The sequence below is a fragment of the Rhizobium sp. YTUHZ044 genome (genome assembly GCF_051123975.1).
In the GTDB taxonomy this organism is placed as follows: Bacteria; Pseudomonadota; Alphaproteobacteria; order Rhizobiales; family Rhizobiaceae; genus Rhizobium.
Genome location: NZ_CP101428.1, coordinates 71,954 through 94,550, shown reverse-complemented (window position 1 = coordinate 94,550; position 22,597 = coordinate 71,954). Strand labels below are relative to the sequence as shown.

Here is a 22,597-nt window from a genome sequence, read left to right as displayed (position 1 = left end):
CCTCGTGAAGATCCTGCGCGCCGGCGATTACAAACGCATGCCGTGGAAGAACGGCAAAGGAGAGACGGTGGAGATCGCCGCCTCTCCGGCTGCTGCCTCGATCGACGATTTCGATTGGCGCGTCAGCATGGCAGCGGTCGCAGAGGACGGGCCATTTTCGATTTTCCCGGGCATCGACCGGACGCTGGCGGTCCTCGACGGCAACGGCATGCTGCTCGAGATCGACGGCCGCACGCCGGCGCTGCTAACGACGGAAAGCGCCCCCCTTGCCTTCCCGGCCGATATCCCCGTCATCGCAAGGCTCGAAGACGGCGCGATCACCGACCTCAACGTCATGACGCGCCGGGGCGGTCTCACCCATAGCCTCACGCGAATCGACATCGACGGCGCCACACCCGTGCCATTGCCATCGCCGACATGCCTGTTCCTCTGCCATCGCGGCACGGTGTCATTCCGCCGGTCCGGCGAGACCGGGACGCTTGCAGCCGGCGACGCGCTGCTGATCGAGGATATGACGGCAATCGCGCTTGATATCGACGGCGAGGCCGGATGTTATCTTATCTCGATCGCCACCCACTGATTTTACGTTAATGGTTTGAGAACTCAATCGATTTCGGAACAAATCGGGGCGCTCGCAGCGCCGGTCGCGATATCAGGCCATGGACGCCATTCCTGCTTTCGGTCTAAACTTTGCCCTTCTGATGCAGAAGAAGACCTAGACTGCCCGTGACATCCAGGGCGGCAAGGGAGCAGGTGTGACGGATCCATACGATATTCTCGGCGTTGAACGCGATGCGGACGGGGCGAAGCTGAAGGCTGCCTATCGGCGCCTTGCCAAAGTCGCCCATCCTGATTCGGGCGGCGATACGGAAGCCTTCGACAATCTGCAGAAGGCCTATGCGCTGCTGCTCGATCCGGTCCGCCGTAAGGTCTATGACGACACCGGCTATGACGTCGAGTTCGCCGATGCGGCCGAGTTGCAGGCGCTTGTGATGATCGAGAAGCTCGTGACCGACGCCGTGCTCGACGAGCGGGCGCCGGGAAGTTTCGATCCGGTCGCCGTCATGCAGGAAAGCCTCTCCGAGGAACTACGCAAGGCGCGGTTCAGCAAGAGCGAGCTGGAACGCCACGCCTCACGCGTGGGCCTGCATCTGGAGCGGTTGGAAAAGCAGTCCGGCCGCGATGTGCTCGCCCATATGTTCCGCGCCCGCATCGAAGCGATCTCCAAGGCGGTCGCGGAAACCGAGGCGAAGATCAAGGCGGCCGAACGGGCCGCCGACATGCTGAGCGGCTATGTCTACGATCTCGATCCATCGCTGCTGCCGGAGGCTTCGGTCACCAATCTCGAATGGATCGAGACCTCCAGAAACCGCTCCACCGGCTGACGCAGCACGCGCTAAAACCGTCAGTAGGACAGCTTCGGATACCAGTCCGGCGCCCGGCCTTCCGGCGTCGTGTCGATCAGTGTCCAGAGCGGCATCAGGTCGGGTGCGCCGCGCGGGTCCTCGCCGGGATCGGAGGTGACGTCGCCCATTTCCTGGCTCCAGAAGTGGCGGATGGTGCCGTCGCGCCGCGTGAAGACGTTGTAGGCAGGGTCATCACCGCCGCCTTTGCCGATGGCGTGGTAGTCGCGGCTGTAATCGCCGGTCGTGTCGGAATAGAGCGGCAGGTGATGCCAGCCGCGTTCCTTCTTGAAGGCAAGCAGCTTTCCGATCGGCGAGCGTGCAACGACCGCAAGGGCGGCGCGCTGCTGGATGTCGGGCACCTCGCCATCCCAGGCCGACAGCAGCGAGGTGCACATCGGGCATGGACGCTCGCGTTCAGGGCCGAACATGTAGCTGTAGACGATCAGCGTGTCCTTGCCGGCGAAGAGTTCGCTGAAGGATATCGGCCCGCCGGCGCCTTCGAAGCGATAATCCTTCTTCACCTCGCCGCCCGGCGGCAGCGCCCGGCGCTGTCTCGCCACGCGCTCGATATGGCGGCGCAATTCGATCTCCTCGGCCAGCAGCGCGTCGCGGGCGATACGATATTGCTCGCTTTCATTCGGGAAACGAACGCCATTCTTGGCCGCGAGTACGGCGGCGGGTACCAGCTGCTGATCATCCATCACATATCCTCCTTCTGTCGTCGCGCGTCTCGGGCGCTCAAAGGATGTGCCGCGATCGCAACGGATTTCCAGCACATCGTTAGGAAGACGATCCTCAGATGCGAAAATCGACAGGACCGGCGGGAAAAATCCGCCTTTGAGGAGGAATGGAACAGAAAACCACCTAAGCGACCGAAACGACCGGCATGAAGATCGTCATGCCGGTGCTACCGTTCGCGTGATGCGGTGCCGCTTGTCTGCTTTTCAGTGTTTGAGAACGACCTTCCCGGGAGCACCTGCCGCAACCGCGTTCTGGGCAAGGCCGATCTGCTCCAGGGTGAAGGTATGGGAAATCGGGATCACCAAGTCACCGCTGGCGGCGGACGCCAGAACAGCGTCAAGCATGGCCGCGTCGGTGCGATGGTAGAGTTCACGGATGATAACGCGGTTTCCGGCGTTGGCGCCTTCCGGCACCGGAACGATGCTCGCAACTGTGCCACCGTCGCGGACATGACCGATGAGGTTGCCGACCACCGGGCCGGCGGTGCTGATCGCATAGTCGAAACTCGGGCTTGCGGCGGGAACCGTGATGTCGAGCGCTTCGCCCGCCAGCTCCTGGCCTTCGTTCAGCCGCTCGGGCCGGACGCCCGCAACCGGCTGGGCGCCGATCTGCCTGAGGTATTGGATGGCGGACCGTCCGACCGTGCCGAGGCCGCCGGAAACGAGAACCCGGTCGCCGCCCTTGACGCCGAGCGCTTCGACGGTCTGCCGGCCGGTAAGACCTGCCTTGACCAGCGAGGCGCCCTGCTCGAAGCCGAGTGCGGCCGGCAGCCTTGCGATGGATGTCGAGGGAACGACACCATATTCCGCATGCGCGCCTCTGCCGTTTGCGGCAAAATCGGCGACCACCCGGTCGCCGACCGCAAAACCGGTCACACCTTCGCCGAGTGCCGAGATGGTGCCGGCGGCGTCACCTCCGAGCACGGCCGGCAGTGGAAGCGGGATGTACTGCGCCATGAAGCCCTGGCGGAGAATGAGATCGAAGGGGTTGACGGCGGATGCCTCGATCTTGATCAGGACTTCGCCCGGTCCGGGCTTCGGCGCCGGAAGATCCGCGATTTCGAACTGATCGACATCACCATAGGATTTCAGAAGTGCCGCTTTCATTGCGCCTCCAGAATTTCTAGCGTTTCGTTTGCGCCTATGCCCGGCTGCCGGGCACAGGCGGTTCCCGGATGATGCCGTCTCAGGCCGTGGCGGGGGGACGCGCGTTGTCGAGCGTCCAGGCTCCGCCGCCGGCAAAGGCGATGTAGAGGAAGATGAAGCAGAACAGAATGGCACCTTCGCCCATGTTCAGCGCCGGCCAGAAGCCATACGGCGTGTGGCCCATGAAGTAGGCGGCAGCCATTTCGCCCGACGCGATGAATGCGGCGATGCGCGTTTGAAATCCGACGAGCATCAGAGCAGAGGTGATCACCTCGATTGCGCCTGCAACCAGCAGGAGGGCGGGCAGCGGATAGGGTACGCCTTGAATCGGACCCGGAAACTGCAGAAACTTCATTGTGGCATGTTCGAGGAAGAGTAAGGCCGCCATGATGCGCAGAAGTGCGAGAATGTATGGCGTCCATTTGCCGGTATTGATCATCGAGTTTCTCCAATGAGGTTGATGGGAGGTCAGGCGGCGGAGGCCGCCTTCTGAGTTCCTGGTTTCTTTCCAGAGCCTTATCGACATGGCGAAGACGGCTTGAAGATTTCGCCGGTCATTGCGCATCTCCATGTGATCGGGGGGTTGAGTGGGCGCGGCCGAAACGGAAGCTCGATGCGGTGAGCCCGCCGGCAAAATCCTTCTGGTGATAGGTGGTGGCGCCGGCTTCGTTCTCGGCGGCGCCGACGACCACCATCAGCGGGATGAGGTGGTCTTCGCGCGGATGCGCCGCCCGGGCGGCCGGCGCCTGCTGCCATTCGATCAGCCGCTCGGTGCGCTTGTCGCAGGCTGCGTGAACCAGTGTTTCCTGAAGCCAGGCGTCGAAGCGGCGGGACGGCTCATATCCGCCGGTGCCGCGCATGGCCGAAAGATTGTGATAGCTGAGACCGCTGCCGATGATCAGGACGCCCTCGTCACGCAAGGGCGCCAGCGCCCGGCCGACGCTGATGTGCAGCGCCGGATCATAACCCGCATCCAGCGAAAGCTGCACGACAGGGATGTTCTCTTCCGGATAGAGCGGCTTCATGATGCTGAACGTGCCGTGATCGTAACCACGCGTCGGATCAAGCGCCGCTTCGATGCCGCTCGCCCGCAGCAGATGCTGCACGCGGTCTGCGAGATCAGGCGAACCGGGGGCATTGTAGGTGATGTGATAGAGGTGTTCGGGAAAGCCGTGATAGTCGTAGACCATGCCCGGCTTGACGCCCGACGATATGACAAAACCTTCCTCTTCCCAGTGCCCCGAGACCACGAGGATCGCCTTCGGCGCATCGCCGAGTTCAGCGCGCATGTCGACCAGCGACCGTTCGAGCACGTCGAAGTTGCGACGGAATTCTCCTGTCATGTAGGGCCAGGGACCACCGCCATGGCTGACGAAATAAGTCGGGAGTCTGGAATTTGTCACCGGAATTGTCCTTGGGCATCATTGTCGCGAGCATTGGGCAGCGCTTCGATAGGAAGATTTTGATTTTTTCTCCATTATTGATCAACGTGGCAGATATTGAAGAACCATTTCCTGGGTGTTGATGATCAGTGGATACGTTGACGAGCCTGCGGGTGTTTTGCACCGTCGCCGAACTGAAAAGCTTCACCGCTGCTGCCGATCGCCTGGGCGTTTCACCGGCAATGGCGAGCAAGCATGTGATGCAGCTCGAGAACCGGCTGGGCACGCGGCTGCTCAACCGAACCAGCCGGCACGTCAGCCTGACGGAGACAGGGCGGCTTTACTTCAACCAGACCAGGGAGATGCTCGAACGGCTGGACGAGGTGGAAGACGCCATCGGGAATGTGACGGTCGCTCCCCGCGGCATGCTGAAACTGAGTGCGCCGGTTTGGGCGGCAACCAACTATTTTACCGACATGCTGACAGCGTATAACCGGCGCTACCCCGATGTCTGCCTGGACTTGGATCTCAGCGGCCGGCTGGTCAACCTAGTTGACGAAGGTTTCGATCTGGCGCTGCGGGCAACGTCGCAGGACCGGCTCGATCCGGGCCTCGTCGCCCGCCCGCTGACGAACGTGCAGTTCCGTCTCATGGCCTCGCCGGATTACCTCGAGCGAACCGGGCGGCCCCGAAACGTCGGCGAGCTCAACGGCCACGCACTGCTTCGCTACTCCGGTGTCAATTTTGGGGAAAGCATGTCGCTGGAAGGTCCGGACGGACCACACAAGATCACCTTCCGCACGGTGATGCAGAGCGACAACGAGACAATTATGCACCTGGCGGCCCTGCGCGGCATGGGCCTGGCCTTCCTGCCGACATGGATGGCTGAGCAGGATATCGAGGCAGGTCGCCTGGAGATCGTGCTGCCGGCCATTATGCTCGGTTTCAACAGCACGCTTTACGCCGTCTATCCGAGCCGCAAATATCTCTCGGCCAAGGTCCGTACCTTCATCGATTTTCTGACGGCGAGCACGCGGGAGATGGGATAATCCTCGCTCAGCGAGAACACCGGCGCGAAAAAAATCACACTTCGGAATCCCGAAATCCGCCCGCTTCGGGATTCCGAAATTCGACGCCTTTTCAGCCATGTGCCCGTGGAATAAAATTGAACGATTTCAACGACGCAGCCAATTTCGGGATTCCGAAGTGCTCTATAGATTATGGTGGGAGTTGCTCGCTATCGCCACCAATGCAAACCCAAGCCGTGATTCCACGCGACGTCGGAAAAGCAAAAAGGGCGCTCGACCCTTGCGGGGAGCGCCCTTATCCTGTCGGACAGCGAACAGCTCGACGACGTCGATACCGGGCGCATCCATTTTTCAGGCAGAGCCGCTATATGGACGCTTGCATTCGCCGTTTCAAGGGGTTTTTGCATCATCTTTAGCGAGCGGCCGCTAAAGGGCGGCGCCGGTCACCGGATTGACCACCGGCCGCTCGCTTTTATCGCCCTCCCCAGCCGGTTGCACGGCCGGCGGGGCCATCGATTCGGCGTCGGCGGGTTCCGGCTTGCCGGGTACGGCATTGACGTCCTTGGGACGGCGCTGCTCGGGCTTTACGTTTTCATCATTCGTCGACATTGTCTGTCTCCTTTCCAGGGAAGAAGCCCGGGCTGCCGACATGGTTCCGGCGGCGGATGGAGGATTGCCGATGCTTGAAAGGTTTTTGCTGCAGGGGCCGCAGGATGCGCGCTTCACCATCCTTCTTGCCCATGGCGCCGGCGCGCCGATGGATTCGGCTTCGATGACAGCGGCGGCCGACGCGCTTGCCGGCGTCGGCTTTCGCGTCGCCAGGTTCGAATTCGCCTATATGGCCGCCCGCCGCACTGCGGAAGGGCGCAAGCCGCCGCCGCGCGCCGAAACCCTTAACCCCGAATATGAGGCGGCGATTGCCGCGCTCGACGCTGGCGGTCCTCTCATCATCGCCGGCAGATCGATGGGCGGACGGGTTGCGAGCATGGTCGCCGACGGTCTCTATGACAGGGGAAGGATCGCCGGCCTGCTCTGCCTCGGCTATCCCTTCCATCCACCCGGCCAGCCGGACAAGCTGCGCACCAGCCATCTCTTGGGCCTGAAGACGCCCACACTGATCTGCCAGGGAACACGCGACGAGTTCGGCACGAAGGACGAAGTGCCGGGCTACGACCTCTCCGACAGGATCGAGGTCCTCTGGCTCGAGGACGGGGATCACGACCTGAAGCCGCGCAAGAAAATTTCCGGTTTCTCCGCTGCCGATCACCTCGCGACGATGGCAAAGACGGCAAAGGCATGGGCCGAGCGCCTGCCGGTTTAACGTCTACCTTGCGGCAGTCGGTCGCCGCCGGACTGCCAGCTTCCTGACATCGATGCGCCGCTCGGCGGCGAAAACGGTGATTTCGAAATGATCTGCCTGCAGCACATCGCGGATATTCCTCGGCCGGTGCGCCGCGACGTTCACCCCGCCTCTCAGCCGCACACTGTCATAGAGGATGCCGGCACCGCCGCTCGAGCGCACGTCTTCGCCGAGCACCTGCGACGCCGCATAGCTCGTGCCGTCATAGACATCCGGTCGCAGCGCCTGTTCGCCGCGAATGTCGAGATAGTCGCCGATCAGGGTGGCGGCGTAGCTGCGATAGGTGCGCGCCATCGTCGCCGCCCCGCGCGCCACAGCCTCGCGCCGGAGATGATGGCCGACTTCAGCCGCGGCTGTCTTCAGATTGTCGGCGGCATACCAGGCGCCGAGATCGGGCCCGTTGAAGCGCATGCCGCCGGGTGCGACATGGAGGAACGCCGCCATCACGATACTGGCGTTCGGACTGCCGTAGACCCACTCGTTTTCGGGAAGCCGCCGAAGGCGGTCGGCCACGAGCCGATCATTGGTCCATCCCACAAGTTCCATCACGGCTTCGAGATCCGCCGCCCTCGTCACCGTATCGAACAGACCGATCGGCGGAAATTGCGACGGGATCAGCCGATGGGACGGATGCGGCGCCTCGGCAAAACGATCGCTCACCGGAAGACGATGTCCGCGTCTTCGTAAGGCGTGAAGGCCTCGTCGAGCCTATTGGGCGGCATGTAGAGTCCGCCGCGCGCGCCGTCCAGAAACCGGCGCACGGTCATCAGCCCGTCCTGAGTTCCGCTTGTGACGATATCGAGCGGCGGATGGCCGCCGAAAACCGGCGCCTGATGCGGCGTGCGCAGCCAGGCGATACCGGCGCGTTCGTCGGCAAACAGCACGCCAAGCGCCTGGTGGATGCCGAACACGGCGGAGATCCTGGTCAGCGCATCGACGTCGAGGGTAAAAGCGCCGTGCTCACGCGCCTGCTTTGCCCAGCTGTGATAGGTCGAGCGGGAGGGATAGCCGAGCACGAGCAAACGCTGCTCTTCGGTGAGCCCCCAGAGATCGGCGATCGCCAAAAAGGTTCGCAACGCCGGCGGGCTCAGCCGCCTTCGATTGGCAGGTGCAAACCGCTCCGTGTCCAGCCGCTCCGGCTCTTGCTCTCTGCGTCCTGCCTGCTGCATAGGAATCTCCCGTCTTGAACTAGATTTAATCCAGATCTGGGCAAATAGCAAGCGTTGGAGGGGGCTTCAGGAAAGCTCCCGCGCCGCCTCGCGGATTGTCTGCATCAGGATCGATTGCGGCGCCGACGGCACGGCATCGGCGCGCGTCGTCAGCCCGACCGGCCCCTTGGTTTCGCCGGTGTCGATCGGCAGCAGCGCCAGCCGTCCATCGGCGACATCGCCTGCTACCACACCGTTCGAAATGATCCAGATCGCGTCGCTTGACCTGAGGAAGGCGCGGCCGAAGGAATCCGACACCGTCTCGATCTGGTCCGGCAGGCTGGAGACGCCATTGGCGATCAGGAAATTTTCGACAACCGGCCGGATGATCGAACCGCGTGTCGGCATCAGCACCGTATAGTCGGCGAAACCTGCAAACAGCGATTGCCGGCCGTTCAGCAGCGGATGGCCGCGGCGCACGGCAAACACCACCTGTTCTGAATAAAGATGCTCGAAGGAGAAGCCCGCCATCTTTTCAGCGCCGGCGAGGCGCCCGACGACCAGGTCGAGGTCGCCGACACGAAGCTCTTCCAGCAGCGCGGCGTTCTCGCCGGTGACGATCTTCACCCGGCTCCAGGTTTTCTCCTTGAGGAAGAGTTCCATCGCCCGCGGCATGATGCGCGATGAGACCGTCGGCAGGGCGCCGATGCGGATCGGTGGCGCGTCAGCGAACTGCTCCTGCGAGACGGAATCGAGACCCTGGCGCAGCGCCGTCAGCGCCGCGCCGGCGTGCCGCAGGAAAACCTCGCCATAACGAGTGATCTTGATGCCGCGGCCGTCGCGCTCGAAGACGTCGACGCCGAGCACCTGTTCCAACTCGCGGATCGTCTTCGTCACCGCCGGTTGGCTGACATGCAGCAACTCCGCCGCCTTCATGACGCTCTTCTGCCGCGCCACCTCGACAAAGGTCTGCAGATGGCGGAACTTGACGCGGCTGTCGACCATCGATCACTTAACTCCAAGGTTATCGAAATGCCTTAAAATATCATTTTACTTAACCGGATCAACCATTCAGTCTTGACGCCAAGAGGTGTGGCGAGTTTGACGGGAAAGCCAAGCCCACACTCCGTCATCCTCGGCCTTGAGCCGAGGATGACGGAGGTGGGGTGCTCGGACTTGAACAAGGAGGACGTAACGTGCAATTCGCCCGCATAAACGACGTGACGATCCACTATCAGCTTATCGGCGCGCCCGCCGACCGACCGGTGATCGTCTTCATCAATTCGCTCGGGACGGATTTCCGCATCTGGCGCGACGTCGTCGTACGACTGGCCGGCGATCACGCCATCGTGCTTTACGATAAACGCGGCCACGGCCTTTCCGACGTCGGCCAGCTCCCCTCGTCGATCGAGGACCATGCGACCGATCTTGCCGGCCTGCTCGACCTGCTGTCAGTGAAAAATGCGGTCATCTGCGGCCTGTCGGTCGGCGGCCTCATCGCCCAGTCGCTGACGCAGCGCCGGTCGGATCTCGTCGGCGCCCTTATTCTTTGCGACACCGCCCACAAGATCGGCACGGCTGAGAGCTGGAACGCCCGCATTGCCGCCGTCAAGAAAGATGGCATCGGCAGCATCGTCGACGCCGTCATGGAGCGCTGGTTCACGCCCTCCTTCCGCCGGCCCGAGAACACCGCCTATTCCGGCTATTGCAACATGCTGACACGCCAGCCGGTCGAGGGTTACCTCGCCGCCTGCGAAGCGATCCGCGACGCAGATTTCACCGAAGCGGCCAAGTCGATTGCTGTGCCGACAATCTGCATCGTCGGCGACCAGGACGGCTCGACCCCGCCCGATCTGGTGCTCTCCACGGCGCGGCTTATCCCCGGCGCCCGCTACGAGGTGATCGCCGACTGCGCCCATATTCCCTGCGTCGAGCAGCCGGAAGCGCTGACGGCGATCATCCGCGCCTTCCTCACATCCATCCCCCCTGGCATCCCACCTGGAGACACCAACCGATGAACGAGACCGCCTCCTCCGAGCGTTACCGACAGGGCATGGCGACCCGTCGCGCCGTGCTCGGCGACGCCCATGTCGAGCGCGCCGCAGCGGCAACGACCGAGTTCGACCGTCCCTTCCAGGAGCTGATCACCGAAGCCGCCTGGGGCCATGTCTGGTCGCGCCCGGCGCTGACCAAGCGCGAGCGCTCGATCATCACCATCGCACTGCTCGCCGCACTCGGCCAGGATGACGAGGTCGCCATGCATGTGCGCGCTACTGACAATACGGGAGCAAGCCGCGAGGATATCTGCGAGGCGCTCTTGCATGTGGCGATCTATGCCGGCGTCCCCGCCGCCAACCACGCGATCAAGATTGCCAAGCAGGCCTTTGCAGAGATGGACGCCGAGAAGGCGGCCTGAGGGAGAGAGATGTCCGAACGACCCAACCAAAAGCCGGAGACCGGCGCCTTCTTCGCCCGCGACCGCGCCTGGCATGCGCCGGCCCTGACCCCCGGCTACAAAACCTCGGTGCTGCGCGCGCCCCAACGGGCACTGCTGTCGCTCGACGGCACGATCTCCGAGACGACCGGGCCGGTCTTCGGCCATTCGCTGATCGGCGAACTCGACAACGACCTGATCCTGAACTATGCGCGGCCCGGCGAAAGCGCCATCGGCGAGCGCATCATCGTCCACGGCCGCGTGCTCGACGAACGCGCCAAGCCAGTGGCCGGCGCGCTGGTCGAATTCTGGCAGGCCAATGCCGGCGGCCGCTACCGCCACAAGAAGGAAACCTATCTGGCGGCAATCGACCCGAATTTTGGCGGCTGCGGCCGTGCCATCACCGACGAGGAAGGCCGCTACCATTTCCGCACAGTGCGGCCGGGCGCCTATCCCTGGCCGAACGGCGTCAACGACTGGCGCCCCGCCCATATCCACTTCTCGATCTTCGGCCACGGCTTCGCACAGCGCCTGATCACACAGATGTATTTCGAGGGCGATCCGATGATCTGGAAATGTCCGATCGTCGGCACGATCCCGGACAAGGCGGCGATCGAGCAGCTGATCGCGCCGCTCGACTGGGGCAATACGATTCCGATGGATTCACGCGCCTATAAATTCGACATCGTGCTGCGGGGCCGCCGCTCGACGATGTTCGAAAACAGGCTGGAGGGCAACTGACCATGCAGCAGCTCGGCTATCTCAAGGAAACCCCGTCGCAGACCGCCGGCCCCTATGTCCATATCGGCCTCACGCCGAATTTTTGCGACATCACAGGCGTCTACGACAGCGATCTCGGCGCCGCGATGCTCAATGACGAAACGCTCGGCGAACGCATCACCGTCACCGGGCGCATCTTCGACGGGGCGGGCGCGCTGGTGCGCGATGCCGTCGTCGAGATCTGGCAGGCCGACAGCGCCGGCCTCTACAACAGCCCCTCGGAAATGCGCGGCGCCGCCGACCCGAACTTCGCCGGCTGGGGCCGCTGCCCGACCAGCGCCGACGATGGCGTCTACAGCTTCGAGACGATCAAGCCCGGCCGCGCTCCCTTCAAGGACGGCCGCAGACAGGCGCCGCACATCACCTTCTGGATCGTCGCCCGCGGCATCAATATCGGCCTGCATACGCGGATGTATTTTCCGGAGGAGACGGAGGCCAACGCCAGCGACCCGCTGCTTGCCCGTATCGAACATCGCGAACGCGTCGCCACCATGGTCGCCGGCCGCGACGGCGCGATCTGCCGTTTTGACATCCACCTGCAGGGGCCGAAGGAGACCGTGTTTCTGGATATTTGAAGATCGACGGCTATTTGTACGGAGAGCTCTTAGCAAGCAGCCCCCTCACCCTGCCCTCTCTCCGGGGGGTTCGAAGGATGGGTCGGGTCGGCGCCCACCCCTGCACTTTGTCTGAAATGCTCGAATAGAGACGCCCATGACCGCATCGCCCTTCGACCATCCCTTCCTCTCCGGCCTTCTCGGCGATATCGAAATCGCGCCCTATTTTTCCGCCGAAGCCGATATCCGCGCCATGCTCTCCTTCGAAGCCGCGCTCGCCGGGGCGGAAGCCGCGCACGGTGTCATTCCCGGCGAAGCCGCAAGGAAGATCGCCGAAGCCTGCGCCGGTTTTTCTCCGGACCTCACCAGCCTTCGCGCGGCAACGGCGAAGGACGGCGTCGTCGTCCCCGACCTCGTCAAGCAGCTGCGCGCCAAGGTCGGCGAGGAAGCCGGCAAAAACCTGCATCTCGGCGCCACCAGCCAGGACGTCATCGACACCAGCCTGATGATCCGACTGAAGGCGGTGGTCTTCCTGTTTGCCGGCCGGCTTTCCTCGATCCTCGCAGCGCTCGACGGGCTCGACCGGCGGTTCGGCCGCAACCGCCTGATGGGGCATACCCGCATGCAGGCGGCGATCGCCATCAGCGTCTGCGACCGTCTCAATGCCTGGCGCGCGCCGCTCGCGACCTATCGCGACCGCCTGACCGAGCAGAGTTTTCCCGTCCAGTTCGGCGGTGCTGCCGGCACGCTCGACAAGCTCGGGCCACAGGCCACCGCAATCCGCGCTTCGCTCGCCCAGGAGCTCGGCCTCACCGATATCAGGCAATGGCAAAGCGCGCGCCTGCCGATCGCCGATATCGCCGGCCTGTTCGCTTCGATTTCGGGCAGCCTCGGCAAGATGGGGCAGGATATCGCGCTGCTTGCCGAGATGGGCGGTGAGATCGAAATCTCAGGCGGCGGCGCCTCGTCGGCCATGGCGCACAAGCAGAATCCGGTTGCCGCCGAAGTCCTGGTCTCGCTCGCCCGCTTCAACGCCACGGCGCTCTCCGGCATCCACCAGTCGCTTGTCCATGAACAGGAACGCTCCGGAGCGGCCTGGACGCTGGAATGGCTGCTGCTGCCGCAGATGACCATGGCAACCGCCGCCAGCCTGCGGCTTGCCGGAGAGCTGATCGGAAATATCAAGCGGCTTGGGACGGCCTGAGATCGCAGCCGCGGCCAGCGCTGTGGCAAGCCCGTTCGTCAGGGGCTCCAGCGCGAGCGCTGCGATTTGCATTTTCGATCGCGCGCAACCATCTAATAGGCATGACTTGCGGAAAACGCCCCGCCCGAGCAGCCCATTTACCGAAAACCAACCATACCGGGTTGCTTTCCGAAGCGAAAGCCGATTGCTTAGGAGAATATACTTCTTCTTCCGCTAGCGGTTAGGAGAACGAAAGGGGGCGCAGGCAAACTCGTGGAATTCTGCTGCTTCGCATCGGGATAAACTATGATTACGATGGCGATGCGGGAAGGCCGGTTTGAAAAACGATGACGACAGAACTGTTTCAGATAAAATTTTGGGGCGTCCGCGGCAGTATTCCCGTATCGGGCCCCGAGTTCGATCGCTACGGCGGTAACACTTCCTGCATCGAGATTCGCTGCGGAAAACATCGGTTGCTTTTCGACGCAGGTTCGGGCCTGCGCGAGGCGGGACTGTCGCTGCTCGCCGACGGCGTCAGCGACGTGGATCTGTTCTTCAGCCACTGCCATTACGACCACATCATCGGCCTGCCCTTCTTCAAGGCGATCTATTATCCCTCGATCAACGTCAACATCTGGTCCGGCCATCTCGACGGCAAGATGAGCACGCGGGAAATGGTCGAGCAGTTCATCAGCCCGCCCTGGTTTCCGGTCAAGACAGATATCTGTCAGGCGACGATGAACTTCCGCGATTTCCATCCCGGCCAGGTTCTGACCCCGCATGAGGGCATCGAGATCAGGACTTTCACGCTGAACCATCCAGGCGGCGCCATCGGCTACCGCATCGAATGGCAAGGCCGTTCGATCGCTCTCATCTACGATATCGAGCATATTCCAGGCAGCTATGATCCGGTCTCGCTGGAGATGATGCAGGGCGCCGATCTCGTCGTCTACGATTGCACCTACAATGAAGATGAGATGCAGCGCTTCAAGGGCTTCGGTCATTCGACCTGGCAGCACGGCACCGAGCTCGCCAAAATGGCCGGCGCCAAGCGCTTCGCCCTGTTCCACCATGCGCCCTCCCGCACGGACGAACAGCTGGCCGAGATGGAAGCGCAGGCTGAGGCCGCCTTCCCCGGCGCCTTCGCCGCGCGCGACAACCAGACCGTGGTGATCTAGGACACCGAGTCTCCTGCGGGCGCGCAAGACGACGTCCGTTCGCGCCTTGCTGACGGAACAGATGTCGGGTCCGACCGTTTCCCCGGCAGCGCAAGATCGATGAAACGGGGTATCAGCCATGACCGTGCTCTCCGGACAATGCCTTTGCGGGCAGGTGCAGCTTTCTGTGCGAGGCGAACCGCTGCGTGTCGGCATCTGTCATTGCACCGACTGCCGAAAGGAAAGCGGTTCGGCCTTTACTTTTTATGGAATCTGGCCCGCCGGGCGGTTCGAACATTCCGGAGAAACGGGCGAATTTCACGGCCGGCGCTTCTGCACCGGCTGCGGTTCGCGGCTGTTTTCCGCCGATGACCAGGAGGCGGAGATCAAGCTCGGCATCCTCTCGCAGGCGCCGACACCGCTGGTGCCGCGCTATGAACTGTGGATCAAACGCCGCGAAACGTGGCTGCGACCCGTGGAGGGCGCCGAGCAGTATGAGGAGGACCGAACGTGAGCCTCGCCACGCTCGTCCGGCATAGGTTCGTTACGATCTCAGGCATCGAGACCTTTTACCGCGAGGCCGGCCCGCCGGACGCACCGGTCCTGTTTCTGCCACACGGCTATCCCTGCTCTTCTTACGAATTTCGCAATCTCATGCCGCGCCTTGCCGACCGCTGGCGCCTGATAGCCCCGGATTTCCCCGGCGCGGGCTATAGCGACACGCCCGACGATTTCGACTACAGCTTCGACGGCTATGCCGCCTGGCTGGAGGCTTTCATCGACGCGCTCAGTGTCGACCGCTTCGCCCTCTATCTCCACGATTTCGGCTCGCCGATCGGAGCGCGGCTGGCAATCAGAAACCCTGGCCGCATCGTGGCGCTGATGATCCAGAATGGCGATATTCCCTATGAGGATGCGCTTGGCCCGAAATATGCAGATATCGAGGCGACCTGGGCGCTACCGCGCGCGGAGATGAGGAAGGCGCTGGCGGAAGCAATCAGCGAGGAGACCTTCCGGGAGGAATTCCTCAACGACCTGCCGCCGCCTCTGGCCGAAACGATCCCGCCGGATCTCTGGAGGCTGCACTGGTCGCTGGTCACGCCGCGGCGCACGGAAATCGCCATCGACCTGATCGCCGGATTGAAGGAGAACCGCGCCTGGTTTCCCGAGCACCGGAAATATCTCCGGCAAAACAGGCCGCCGACCCTGATCGTCTGGGGACCGAACGACCACTATATGCCGGAAGAGTCGGCACGCGCCTACCTCCGCGATCTGCCGGATGCCGAACTGCATCTGCTCGATGGCGGGCATTGGCTGCTCGAGACGCATCTCGAAGAGGTCGCTGAACTCATGCGGGACTTCCTCGGGCGCGTTCACGCCGGCTGATCGCTCCTTCGCGCTAAGCTGAGAAGTGCGCCCGGCGACGACCAGGAGACGGCAGGATGATCGGCCGTCAGCGCAAACAAGGCCGACAGGAAATCCCAGGCGGCCGCATCATGGACGAGATGGTGGGTGAGCACGCCGATCGGCTCGTCGCTGCCGGCAAACCGGTCGCGGAGTTCGGCGACGAGTTCGGCCACCAGCTCCTCCTCGTCGCGGCCGCCGCGCGTGCCGTGCCAGTCGATAATGTCGACATGGGTGTTGAGAAGCGGGATCGGCCCGCCCTCTCTTGCCCGCCCGTAAACCGAAAGCGCCGCAAAGGCGAGGTCGGGCAATGCCGGGATGAGCGCGGCGTCGATCCGGTTCCACGGCGGCACCAGCACCGGCAGGAAGCGAGCCGGATGGAGCCGCTTCAGGCGCTGTAGTCCCTCACGCAACTCGCCGAGCACCACCTCGGGCGGGCGTTCGCCGCCGAGTTCCTGCTTCTTGCGCTCAGGTCCGGCGTGGTTCGTATGCCACCAGCCATGCACAGCGACAGCGACGCTCGCCTCTGCCGCCAGCCGCGCCGCCAATGCTTCGCCGGTCCGGCCGGGAATGACGGCAAGCGTCAGCGGAATTCCGTTCGCGCCGGTCAGTGACAGCAGCCGCTCCAGATCCGGCGTCGGCTCGACGGCATCGTCGTCGCGCAGCCAGAACCGCGCCACGCGGCCGGCGGCGCGCCAGCGGTCGAGCTCCCGGCGCAGCGGTTCCCAGCTCATCCCTCGGCTCATCATCTCACTCCTGTTCCTGCGCCTTGCGCAAAATCCCGTCCAGGGCGCCGGCAGCCATCGCGAGCGAGCGCTCCCCGAGCACGAAGCGCCGCGCTGCCTGCCCCATCGCGTCGCGTTTCCGCCCGTCGCCGAGCAGGGCCGCGACAGCCGCGGCATAGGCGGCGACATCGCCCTCCGGCGTCAGCAGGCCGGTGACGCCGGCCTCGACCACGGCGGGCACGCCCGCCGTCTGCTGCGCCACGACAGGCAGGCCGGCGGCCTGGGCTTCGAGATAGGCAAGGCCATAGGCCTCGCCGCAGCCGGGCCAGACATAGATGCCGCCACGCGCGAGCAGGCCGGCGATCTCAGCCTCACCTTGCCCGCCCAGCCATTCGATGCGGCCGGAAAGGCCGGCGAACAGCGCCTCCACCTCCTGGCGCATCGGCCCATCGCCGATGACCGAAAGCGTCCATGGCCGGTCTCCGATCAGCCGCAATGCTTTCGCGAGCATCGCGAAGCTTTCCATCTTGTCGCCGGCCCGCATCATCGCGACCGTCATCAGCCGGCTGCGATCGGGCGCCGGGCGCACCGCCTCGAACAGCGCCGGATCGATGAACGGCTTGAGAGCCGCAAGCCGCGCCTGCGGAAAGGCGGAGCGGAGCCCGGCCCGGTCGCGCTCGGTGAAGCCGATATTGACCGCCGCCTGCATGACCGCCTCGCCCACGCGCTTCTGCCGGGCCGCCCAATCGGTCTTATCGCGTTTTGCCGCATAAGAAGCTTCGGCGGTGACATAGGGAATGGCGAATTCGGCCGAAATCGCCGGCCCGAAGGGATCGGGGGATTTGTAGTAGGGGTGGTAGCAGAACCAGAGATCCGGCCGAGGCTCTTCTTGCCATTTCGCCCGCAGCCGCGCCAATTCGGCTGAGATCGCGGGTTCGAGCGCTGCCGCCGCCTCGGGCGTCGCAGCATGGGTACGGAATTCGGAGACGACCTCGACCTGATGCCCGGCAAGCTGCAATGCCCGGATCAGCAGCCGCGCCATCAGCCGGTCGCCCGAGGGCACCGGGTGGTTCGGTGATTTTATCGGCGCATAGAAGGCGACCCGCATGCGATCCCTCACATAGACACACTGTTTCCAATCGGTATTCACAGGCATCATAGATCATTCGAATTCATAACCAGATCAGGCACATGCAGCATGCGGTCGCCTTGAACCTTCCCATGGTGCGCGGCATCGTGCCCGGAGGCGAAAAAATCCCTTATTGCTGCCTTCCCGAAAACTTGCGCATAAGCATATGCAATGTGATCGCAATGGAAGCAATTCCGCCTCCTTCCCCATCTCTATGGGCCTGCGATTGCATCGACAAGAACGGGAATGAATGACGACGGCCTCGGTCACAGGGATTTTTTCGGAACGCTCGATCAGAAGGGCAAGGCTCGGTTCCGGGCTGGTTATCTTTGTCTTCGTTCTCTTGCATTTGTCGAACCATGCGCTCGGACTCGTCTCGATCGCCGCAGCCGATAAGGCCCGCCATCTTTTCCTGGCTGTCTGGCGCAATCCCGTCGGCACCGTTCTGTTCTATGGATCCGTCTTCGTCCATATGGCCCTGGTGCTGCGCGCCATCTACATCAGGCGCAGCCTGGTCATGCCCAAGGGAGAAGCAGCTCAGATGGTGCTCGGCTTGCTGATCCCGCTGCTTCTCATCGATCACGTCATCGGCACCCGCATCGCGCATGAACTCTACGGCTATATCGACAATTACGAGACGATCGTCGGCATGTTGTGGCTGCGGACGCCGGCGACGGGGGTGCGCCAGGCATTCGGCCTTCTCGCGGTGTGGATCCATGGCTGCATCGGCATCCATTACTGGCTGCGTTACCGCCCTTGGTACGGCGATTTCGCACCGCTGCTGCTGGCGCTGGCGATCCTTGTGCCGGTGCTGTCGCTGCTCGGTTTTGTCGAAATGGGCCGCACCCTCGCCGACCCCGCCTACCAACTGACCGCGATCGAGCCTTACGCGACGACCGTGAACTCTCACTATGTCTCCGATCCTGAGATTCGCAGTCAGATCGCCATGGTTCGCGCCGGGCTCTATGGCGCCTTCTCGACCTCGCTGATCATCGTCGTTGCCGCCCGCACCCAGCGCAGGCTGAAGGAGCGTCTCGATCAGGTCGCGGTGCATTATCCGGGTGGCGAAGTGATCCGCGTGCCGCGGGGCTTCACCGTGCTGGAGGCGAGCCGCCTCGGCGGCCTGCCGCATTATTCGGTGTGCGGCGGCAAGGGCCAGTGCTCAACCTGCCGGGTGCAGATCCTCGGCGATTACCAGAAGCTGCCGCCGCCCGACAAGCTGGAGCAGACGACACTGAAACGCATCAATGCCGGCCCTGACGTGCGGCTGGCCTGCCAGCTTCGACCGAATGCCGAGATCGCGGTCGCGCCTCTCCTGGTTCCGGCGGAGGAGGCGGCTCTGCCTGCCAACAGCCAGGAGACGAGCCCCGGCCGTGAGCGTGAGATCGTCGTGCTCTTCGTCGATATCCGTCATTTCACCACGCTGACGGAAACGCGCCTGCCCTTCGACGTCGTCTTCCTGCTGAACCGCTATTTCGCCATCATCGGCAAGGCGGTGGAACAGGCCGGCGGCCGGCTCGACAAGTTCATCGGCGACGGTGCCATGGCGCTCTTCGGCCTCAACGCCGCGCCGGAAGAAGCATGCCGCCAGGCGCTCGACGCCGCCGCGGCGATCGTCGCGGGGATCGAGAAACTCGCCGCCGAACTGGCCGAAGAGCTGACGCTGCCGCTGCGGATCGCCATCGGCATCCACGCCGGGCCGGCCGTCGTCGGCACGATGGGCTATGGCCGGGTGCGCAGCATGACGGCGATCGGCGATACGGTGAATGTCGCGAGCCGGCTGGAAAGCGCGGCCAAGGAATTCGACGCGGCGATCGTCTTCTCCGAGCCGGTGGCGCGGCTTGCCGGCGCCGACCTTGCCGACGTCGAAAGCCGTGAAATCAGCGTGCGCGGCCGCGCCCTGCCCTTGAAAGTTTATGTCATTCCGAGAGAGAAAGCGGCAGAACCGCTCGAAGGAAATGTCTGATGCCCGGCAAGCCCTGGCTCACCGCCAAATATTGGAGCCGCCGGCTGCGCAAGGCGCGCAATAGAACCGCCTCGCGGTTCTTCGACACTCGCCTCGGCCGTCGCTTGCTGATCGAGAATATCGGCCCGCGCGTCGTCTCGATGACGGTCGATGCCGGTGATCATCTGATGACCTTCTCGCCCGCCGACTATATCGGCCGCAAGGTCTTCCGCAAGGGCCATTTCGAGCGCGACGCCGTCGACCGGCTGATCGTCATCCTGCGCGAGCGCGGCCTGCTCAGAAAGGATGCGACGCTGCTCGAGATCGGCGGCAATATCGGCACCCAGACCGTCTATTTCGCCTTGAGCGGCACCTACGCCAACATCGTCAGTGTCGAGCCCGATCCGCGCAATTTCCCGCTGCTTGAACTCAACATTCGCCAGAACCGGCTGGAGGAGAAGGTTCGGCTCGTCAACTGCGCCGCCGGCGAGCACGCAGGCGAGATCGACTTTTTTCTCAACCTCAACAATCACGGCAAGAGCAGCGCCATCCGCCAGAGCCCGATCGACCGGAAGATCAGCGTGCCGGTGAAGCCGGTCTCCGAAATCCTCGCCGGCCTCTCGATCGATCCGGCCGCAATCGGCCTTGTGTGGATGGATATCGAAGGCTACGAGCCGGTCGCCTGCCGCTCGATGCAGCCGCTGCTTTCCCGCCGCGTGCCGCTTCATATGGAATTCACGCCGCTGTTCTACGGGCGCGAGGGAACGAAGGCCTTCATAGCGATGCTGTCAGGGTTCTACGAGGATTGTCTCGTGCTCTTCGAGGACCGCGAGGAAGAGATGAAGGTGCGGGACCTGCCTGAAGAGTTCGATCAGTACAACGTGCTGTTTTTGCCTTAGGCTTACTTCTCAAAAACATACTGACGCCCGGAGCCGGGCGCGCGGGACCGGCTTGTGCAAGCCCGAAAAAAGCAGTTAGCTACCGTCGTTGGGGACGCTCTTCATGCACAGTTAGACGACCCGTGGGCGATAGGTGTGCTGAGACGTTTCCGCATTCGAGGGAAGTCTCGTGCGCTGGTCCAAACCGCTCAGAGTACATCTCGGGGTCCTGATCGTTGCATCGCTGCTTTGCACGTCGATGCCGATTATCTGGATGGCGTTCAGGCAGGGAAGCAATGCTGCCGTGAGTGCCGGCGCGCAGCAGATGCGCGAGATGAGCCTGCGGCTGATCGAGGGATACCGCAACACGCTGGAAGGAGGCTACGAGGCGGTCGCGCTGGCAGCGACCCTGCCGCAGCTCGCTTCGCCGCCGCCTCAGGATATCGAGGCAAAACAGGAACTCTTTCTCGAAGTTCTGCGAAACGTCCCCGAGGCAACGAGCATCTATACCGGTTATCCCGACGGCTCGTACCTGCAGGTCATCAAAGCTGCAAGGAGGGATGTCCGCCAGACCCTCTCGGCGCCTGACAATGCGGCTTTCGCGATCAGAACGATCGCCGAGCGACAAAGCGCGAGCGTCATATCGACGCTTCGCTTTCTCGACAGCAAGGCGAGACCCATCGGCGAGCGGAAGATCGAAAATGCATCTTTCGATCCGCGGCAACGCCCCTGGTATCAAGCGGTGGTCCAGGATGGAGTTCCGGTCTCGGTCGGACCCTATGTGACCGGAACGCTCCAGGTTCCGACCCTGACGATCGCGGCACCGACGAGGGACGATGGGCGGGTGGTCGTCGGCATCAACGTTCACCTGCAGACCATCGGTCGCCTGTTGGATGCGCAGGGAATTTCGCCGCATGCCCGAGCCTATGTCATCGACGGGAGCGACAATCTCATTGCTCACTCCGACCCTGACATCATGAGCAGGATCATCTCGATCTGGTCGAGGACCTCAGGCTCTTTCGCCATGACGGCGAACGCTTTCGATACCAGTCTGGAAACGGTTGCGAGGCTGCGGCGAGATCCCGCCTTCGCAGGCGGCGGATTGGCGCGGTTCGATCTTGATGGTGAAGGCTATCTCGTGCAGATCGCTCCCGTCAGCATATCCGGTCTGTTCCAGGGAAGCAGCGCTGCGATCGTCGTGCCGTTGGAAGACCTCGTGGCCGATGCCCACCGGCTGCTCGTGCGCAATCTGCTGATTGCCGGCGCCTTAGTGCTCGCGGGTGTCGCGGCATCGGTCATTCTCTCGCGGATGGTCAGCCGCTCTCTCTACCGACTCGCCGACGAGGCGCGCAGGATCGGTGATCTCGATGTCGGTGAGAAAGCCTCGTCGCACTCCTGGATAACCGAAATCAACACATTGGCGAGCGCGCTCTCGGCAAGCCGTCACGCCATCGGCCAGTTTGCCCTCTATGTACCGCGCGAAGTGGTTCGCCGTATCGTCAGCCCTGACGGGCGAACGGTGGTCAAGGCGAAGCGGCAGGACGTGACCGTGCTTTTCACCGATATCAGGGACTTCACGACCATATCGGAGCAGAATTCACCCGAGGACGTGGTCGATACGCTGTCGGCCTATTTCGAGCTGCTGAACACCATCGCCGAGCGTCATGAGGGCACGGTCGTGCAATATCTCGGCGACTCCATTTTCGTCATGTGGAATGCCCCTGTTCAAGATGGCGGGCATGTCGAACACGGCTGTCGCTGCGCGCTTTCGATGAAAGCCGCGATCGACGACCTCAATCGGGAAAACAGAGTTCATGGCCGCCCCGAACTCTTCACGCGGTTCGGGCTCCACACAGGTCCCGCCGTCGTCGGCAGTTTCGGAGCAATCTCGCGCCAGCAATACACGGCCATGGGCGATACGATCAACGTCGCCTCACGGCTGGAAGGATTGAACAAGGATTACGGCACCTCGATCCTGGTGAGCGCCGCAGTCCACAATGCCGTCGGCGACCGCTTCCAGTTTCGGCCGTTGGGGCTGGTGCAGGTGAAGGGGCGGGCTGAGAAGGTTGATCTATGGGAACTGGTTGGGGAGCGTGGCTGACGGGCAGCTTTGGCTGGCGTTACCCGCGGAGGCGCAAGGCGGGCGGTCCATTTTTCTGCTGACACGCTCGCGCTTTGTTGGAACGACGACAGATCCT

At 63.2% G+C, this 22,597-nt stretch carries 25 protein-coding genes; 15 read left to right on the top strand and 10 right to left on the bottom strand.

What is annotated here, in order from left to right; all coding sequences use genetic code 11:
• Positions 1-4 precede the first annotated feature (4 nt).
• Positions 5-580, top strand: coding sequence for a HutD/Ves family protein (locus NL154_RS25830; RefSeq protein ID WP_434734482.1), 576 nt, complete (start codon positions 5-7; stop codon positions 578-580).
• A 175-nt stretch (positions 581-755) separates the two neighbouring features.
• Positions 756-1,385: a J domain-containing protein gene (locus NL154_RS25825; RefSeq protein WP_434734481.1), complete on the top strand. Its 630-nt coding sequence runs from the start codon at positions 756-758 to the stop codon at positions 1,383-1,385.
• A gap of 20 nt (positions 1,386-1,405) precedes the next feature.
• On the opposite strand, the gene NL154_RS25820 is transcribed toward NL154_RS25825, so the two are convergent.
• The 4 genes from NL154_RS25820 to NL154_RS25805 all read right to left on the bottom strand — a co-directional run bounded on the left by NL154_RS25820 (position 1,406) and on the right by NL154_RS25805 (position 4,695).
• Complete coding sequence (locus NL154_RS25820; protein WP_210632544.1) at positions 1,406-2,107, bottom strand: DUF899 family protein; 702 nt, start codon at positions 2,105-2,107, stop codon at positions 1,406-1,408.
• Between the two features lie 243 nt (positions 2,108-2,350).
• The gene (locus tag NL154_RS25815; protein ID WP_434734480.1) at positions 2,351-3,253 is read right to left on the bottom strand and encodes an NADP-dependent oxidoreductase; all 903 of its coding nucleotides are present in this window, start codon (positions 3,251-3,253) and stop codon (positions 2,351-2,353) included.
• Positions 3,254-3,332: 79 nt separating this feature from the next.
• Positions 3,333-3,731 carry a DoxX family protein gene (locus NL154_RS25810; protein WP_086083302.1) on the bottom strand — a complete coding sequence of 133 codons (399 nt, stop codon included), beginning with the start codon at positions 3,729-3,731 and terminating at the stop codon, positions 3,333-3,335.
• Positions 3,732-3,846: 115 nt separating this feature from the next.
• Positions 3,847-4,695, bottom strand: coding sequence for a DODA-type extradiol aromatic ring-opening family dioxygenase (locus NL154_RS25805; protein WP_434734479.1), 849 nt, complete (start codon positions 4,693-4,695; stop codon positions 3,847-3,849).
• A 128-nt stretch (positions 4,696-4,823) separates the two neighbouring features.
• Here NL154_RS25805 and NL154_RS25800 point away from each other — a divergent pair, with 128 nt between their 5' ends.
• The gene (locus NL154_RS25800; protein WP_210632540.1) at positions 4,824-5,723 is read left to right on the top strand and encodes a LysR family transcriptional regulator; all 900 of its coding nucleotides are present in this window, start codon (positions 4,824-4,826) and stop codon (positions 5,721-5,723) included.
• Between the two features lie 405 nt (positions 5,724-6,128).
• Here NL154_RS25800 and NL154_RS25795 read toward each other — a convergent pair whose 3' ends face one another.
• Positions 6,129-6,311 carry a hypothetical protein gene (locus tag NL154_RS25795; RefSeq protein WP_085780917.1) on the bottom strand — a complete coding sequence of 61 codons (183 nt, stop codon included), beginning with the start codon at positions 6,309-6,311 and terminating at the stop codon, positions 6,129-6,131.
• Between the two features lie 70 nt (positions 6,312-6,381).
• On the opposite strand from NL154_RS25795, the gene NL154_RS25790 reads away from it, so the two are divergent.
• Positions 6,382-7,023, top strand: a complete 642-nt coding sequence (locus NL154_RS25790; RefSeq protein ID WP_210632539.1) for an alpha/beta hydrolase family protein — start codon at positions 6,382-6,384, stop codon at positions 7,021-7,023.
• A gap of 3 nt (positions 7,024-7,026) precedes the next feature.
• Here the strand turns inward: NL154_RS25790 and NL154_RS25785 are convergent, their stop codons facing one another.
• From NL154_RS25785 to pcaQ, 3 genes are all read right to left on the bottom strand, one after another.
• The gene (locus NL154_RS25785) at positions 7,027-7,722 is read right to left on the bottom strand and encodes an RES family NAD+ phosphorylase (protein WP_434734478.1); all 696 of its coding nucleotides are present in this window, start codon (positions 7,720-7,722) and stop codon (positions 7,027-7,029) included.
• The gene (locus NL154_RS25780) at positions 7,719-8,231 is read right to left on the bottom strand and encodes an MbcA/ParS/Xre antitoxin family protein (RefSeq protein ID WP_434734477.1); all 513 of its coding nucleotides are present in this window, start codon (positions 8,229-8,231) and stop codon (positions 7,719-7,721) included. The genes NL154_RS25785 and NL154_RS25780 overlap by 4 nt, the downstream gene beginning before the upstream one ends.
• A 66-nt stretch (positions 8,232-8,297) precedes the next feature.
• Positions 8,298-9,215, bottom strand: a complete 918-nt coding sequence (gene pcaQ, locus NL154_RS25775; protein ID WP_434734476.1) for a pca operon transcription factor PcaQ — start codon at positions 9,213-9,215, stop codon at positions 8,298-8,300.
• A 191-nt stretch (positions 9,216-9,406) separates the two neighbouring features.
• Between pcaQ and pcaD the strand changes: the two genes are divergently transcribed.
• The 8 genes from pcaD to NL154_RS25735 all read left to right on the top strand — a co-directional run bounded on the left by pcaD (position 9,407) and on the right by NL154_RS25735 (position 15,704).
• Entirely contained in the window at positions 9,407-10,228 is an 822-nt protein-coding gene (pcaD, locus tag NL154_RS25770; RefSeq protein WP_434734475.1) for a 3-oxoadipate enol-lactonase, read from the top strand.
• Positions 10,225-10,626, top strand: coding sequence for a 4-carboxymuconolactone decarboxylase (gene pcaC, locus NL154_RS25765; protein WP_434734474.1), 402 nt, complete (start codon positions 10,225-10,227; stop codon positions 10,624-10,626). Before pcaD ends, pcaC begins: the two co-directional genes overlap by 4 nt.
• A 9-nt stretch (positions 10,627-10,635) precedes the next feature.
• The gene (gene pcaH, locus NL154_RS25760) at positions 10,636-11,385 is read left to right on the top strand and encodes a protocatechuate 3,4-dioxygenase subunit beta (protein ID WP_210632526.1); all 750 of its coding nucleotides are present in this window, start codon (positions 10,636-10,638) and stop codon (positions 11,383-11,385) included.
• Positions 11,386-11,387: 2 nt separating this feature from the next.
• A complete protein-coding gene (gene pcaG, locus NL154_RS25755) occupies positions 11,388-11,999 on the top strand; it encodes a protocatechuate 3,4-dioxygenase subunit alpha (RefSeq protein ID WP_434734473.1) in 612 nt (203 codons plus the stop codon).
• Between the two features lie 136 nt (positions 12,000-12,135).
• A complete protein-coding gene (locus NL154_RS25750; RefSeq protein ID WP_434734472.1) occupies positions 12,136-13,182 on the top strand; it encodes a 3-carboxy-cis,cis-muconate cycloisomerase in 1,047 nt (348 codons plus the stop codon).
• Between the two features lie 326 nt (positions 13,183-13,508).
• A complete protein-coding gene (locus NL154_RS25745) occupies positions 13,509-14,339 on the top strand; it encodes an MBL fold metallo-hydrolase (RefSeq protein WP_210632521.1) in 831 nt (276 codons plus the stop codon).
• 118 nt (positions 14,340-14,457) lie between these two features.
• Positions 14,458-14,832 (top strand): GFA family protein, encoded by a 375-nt coding sequence (locus NL154_RS25740; protein WP_210632520.1) that lies wholly within the window; start codon positions 14,458-14,460, stop codon positions 14,830-14,832.
• Positions 14,829-15,704 carry an alpha/beta fold hydrolase gene (locus NL154_RS25735; RefSeq protein WP_210632519.1) on the top strand — a complete coding sequence of 292 codons (876 nt, stop codon included), beginning with the start codon at positions 14,829-14,831 and terminating at the stop codon, positions 15,702-15,704. Before NL154_RS25740 ends, NL154_RS25735 begins: the two co-directional genes overlap by 4 nt.
• Here the strand turns inward: NL154_RS25735 and NL154_RS25730 are convergent.
• Together NL154_RS25730 and NL154_RS25725 are read right to left on the bottom strand one after the other, a co-directional pair.
• On the bottom strand, positions 15,692-16,468 hold the full coding sequence (locus tag NL154_RS25730) for a polysaccharide deacetylase family protein (protein WP_210632518.1): 777 nt from the start codon (positions 16,466-16,468) through the stop codon (positions 15,692-15,694). The genes NL154_RS25735 and NL154_RS25730 overlap by 13 nt on opposite strands.
• 4 nt (positions 16,469-16,472) lie before the next feature.
• The gene (locus NL154_RS25725; protein ID WP_434734471.1) at positions 16,473-17,555 is read right to left on the bottom strand and encodes a glycosyltransferase family 4 protein; all 1,083 of its coding nucleotides are present in this window, start codon (positions 17,553-17,555) and stop codon (positions 16,473-16,475) included.
• A 271-nt stretch (positions 17,556-17,826) separates the two neighbouring features.
• Here NL154_RS25725 and NL154_RS25720 point away from each other — a divergent pair, with 271 nt between their 5' ends.
• The 3 genes from NL154_RS25720 to NL154_RS25710 all read left to right on the top strand — a co-directional run bounded on the left by NL154_RS25720 (position 17,827) and on the right by NL154_RS25710 (position 22,500).
• Positions 17,827-19,542: an adenylate/guanylate cyclase domain-containing protein gene (locus NL154_RS25720; RefSeq protein ID WP_210632516.1), complete on the top strand. Its 1,716-nt coding sequence runs from the start codon at positions 17,827-17,829 to the stop codon at positions 19,540-19,542.
• Entirely contained in the window at positions 19,542-20,420 is an 879-nt protein-coding gene (locus NL154_RS25715) for an FkbM family methyltransferase (protein ID WP_210632515.1), read from the top strand. The genes NL154_RS25720 and NL154_RS25715 overlap by 1 nt, the downstream gene beginning before the upstream one ends.
• Positions 20,421-20,589: 169 nt before the next feature.
• Positions 20,590-22,500 (top strand): adenylate/guanylate cyclase domain-containing protein, encoded by a 1,911-nt coding sequence (locus tag NL154_RS25710; RefSeq protein ID WP_221123100.1) that lies wholly within the window; start codon positions 20,590-20,592, stop codon positions 22,498-22,500.
• The last annotated feature ends 97 nt before the right edge of the window (positions 22,501-22,597 follow it).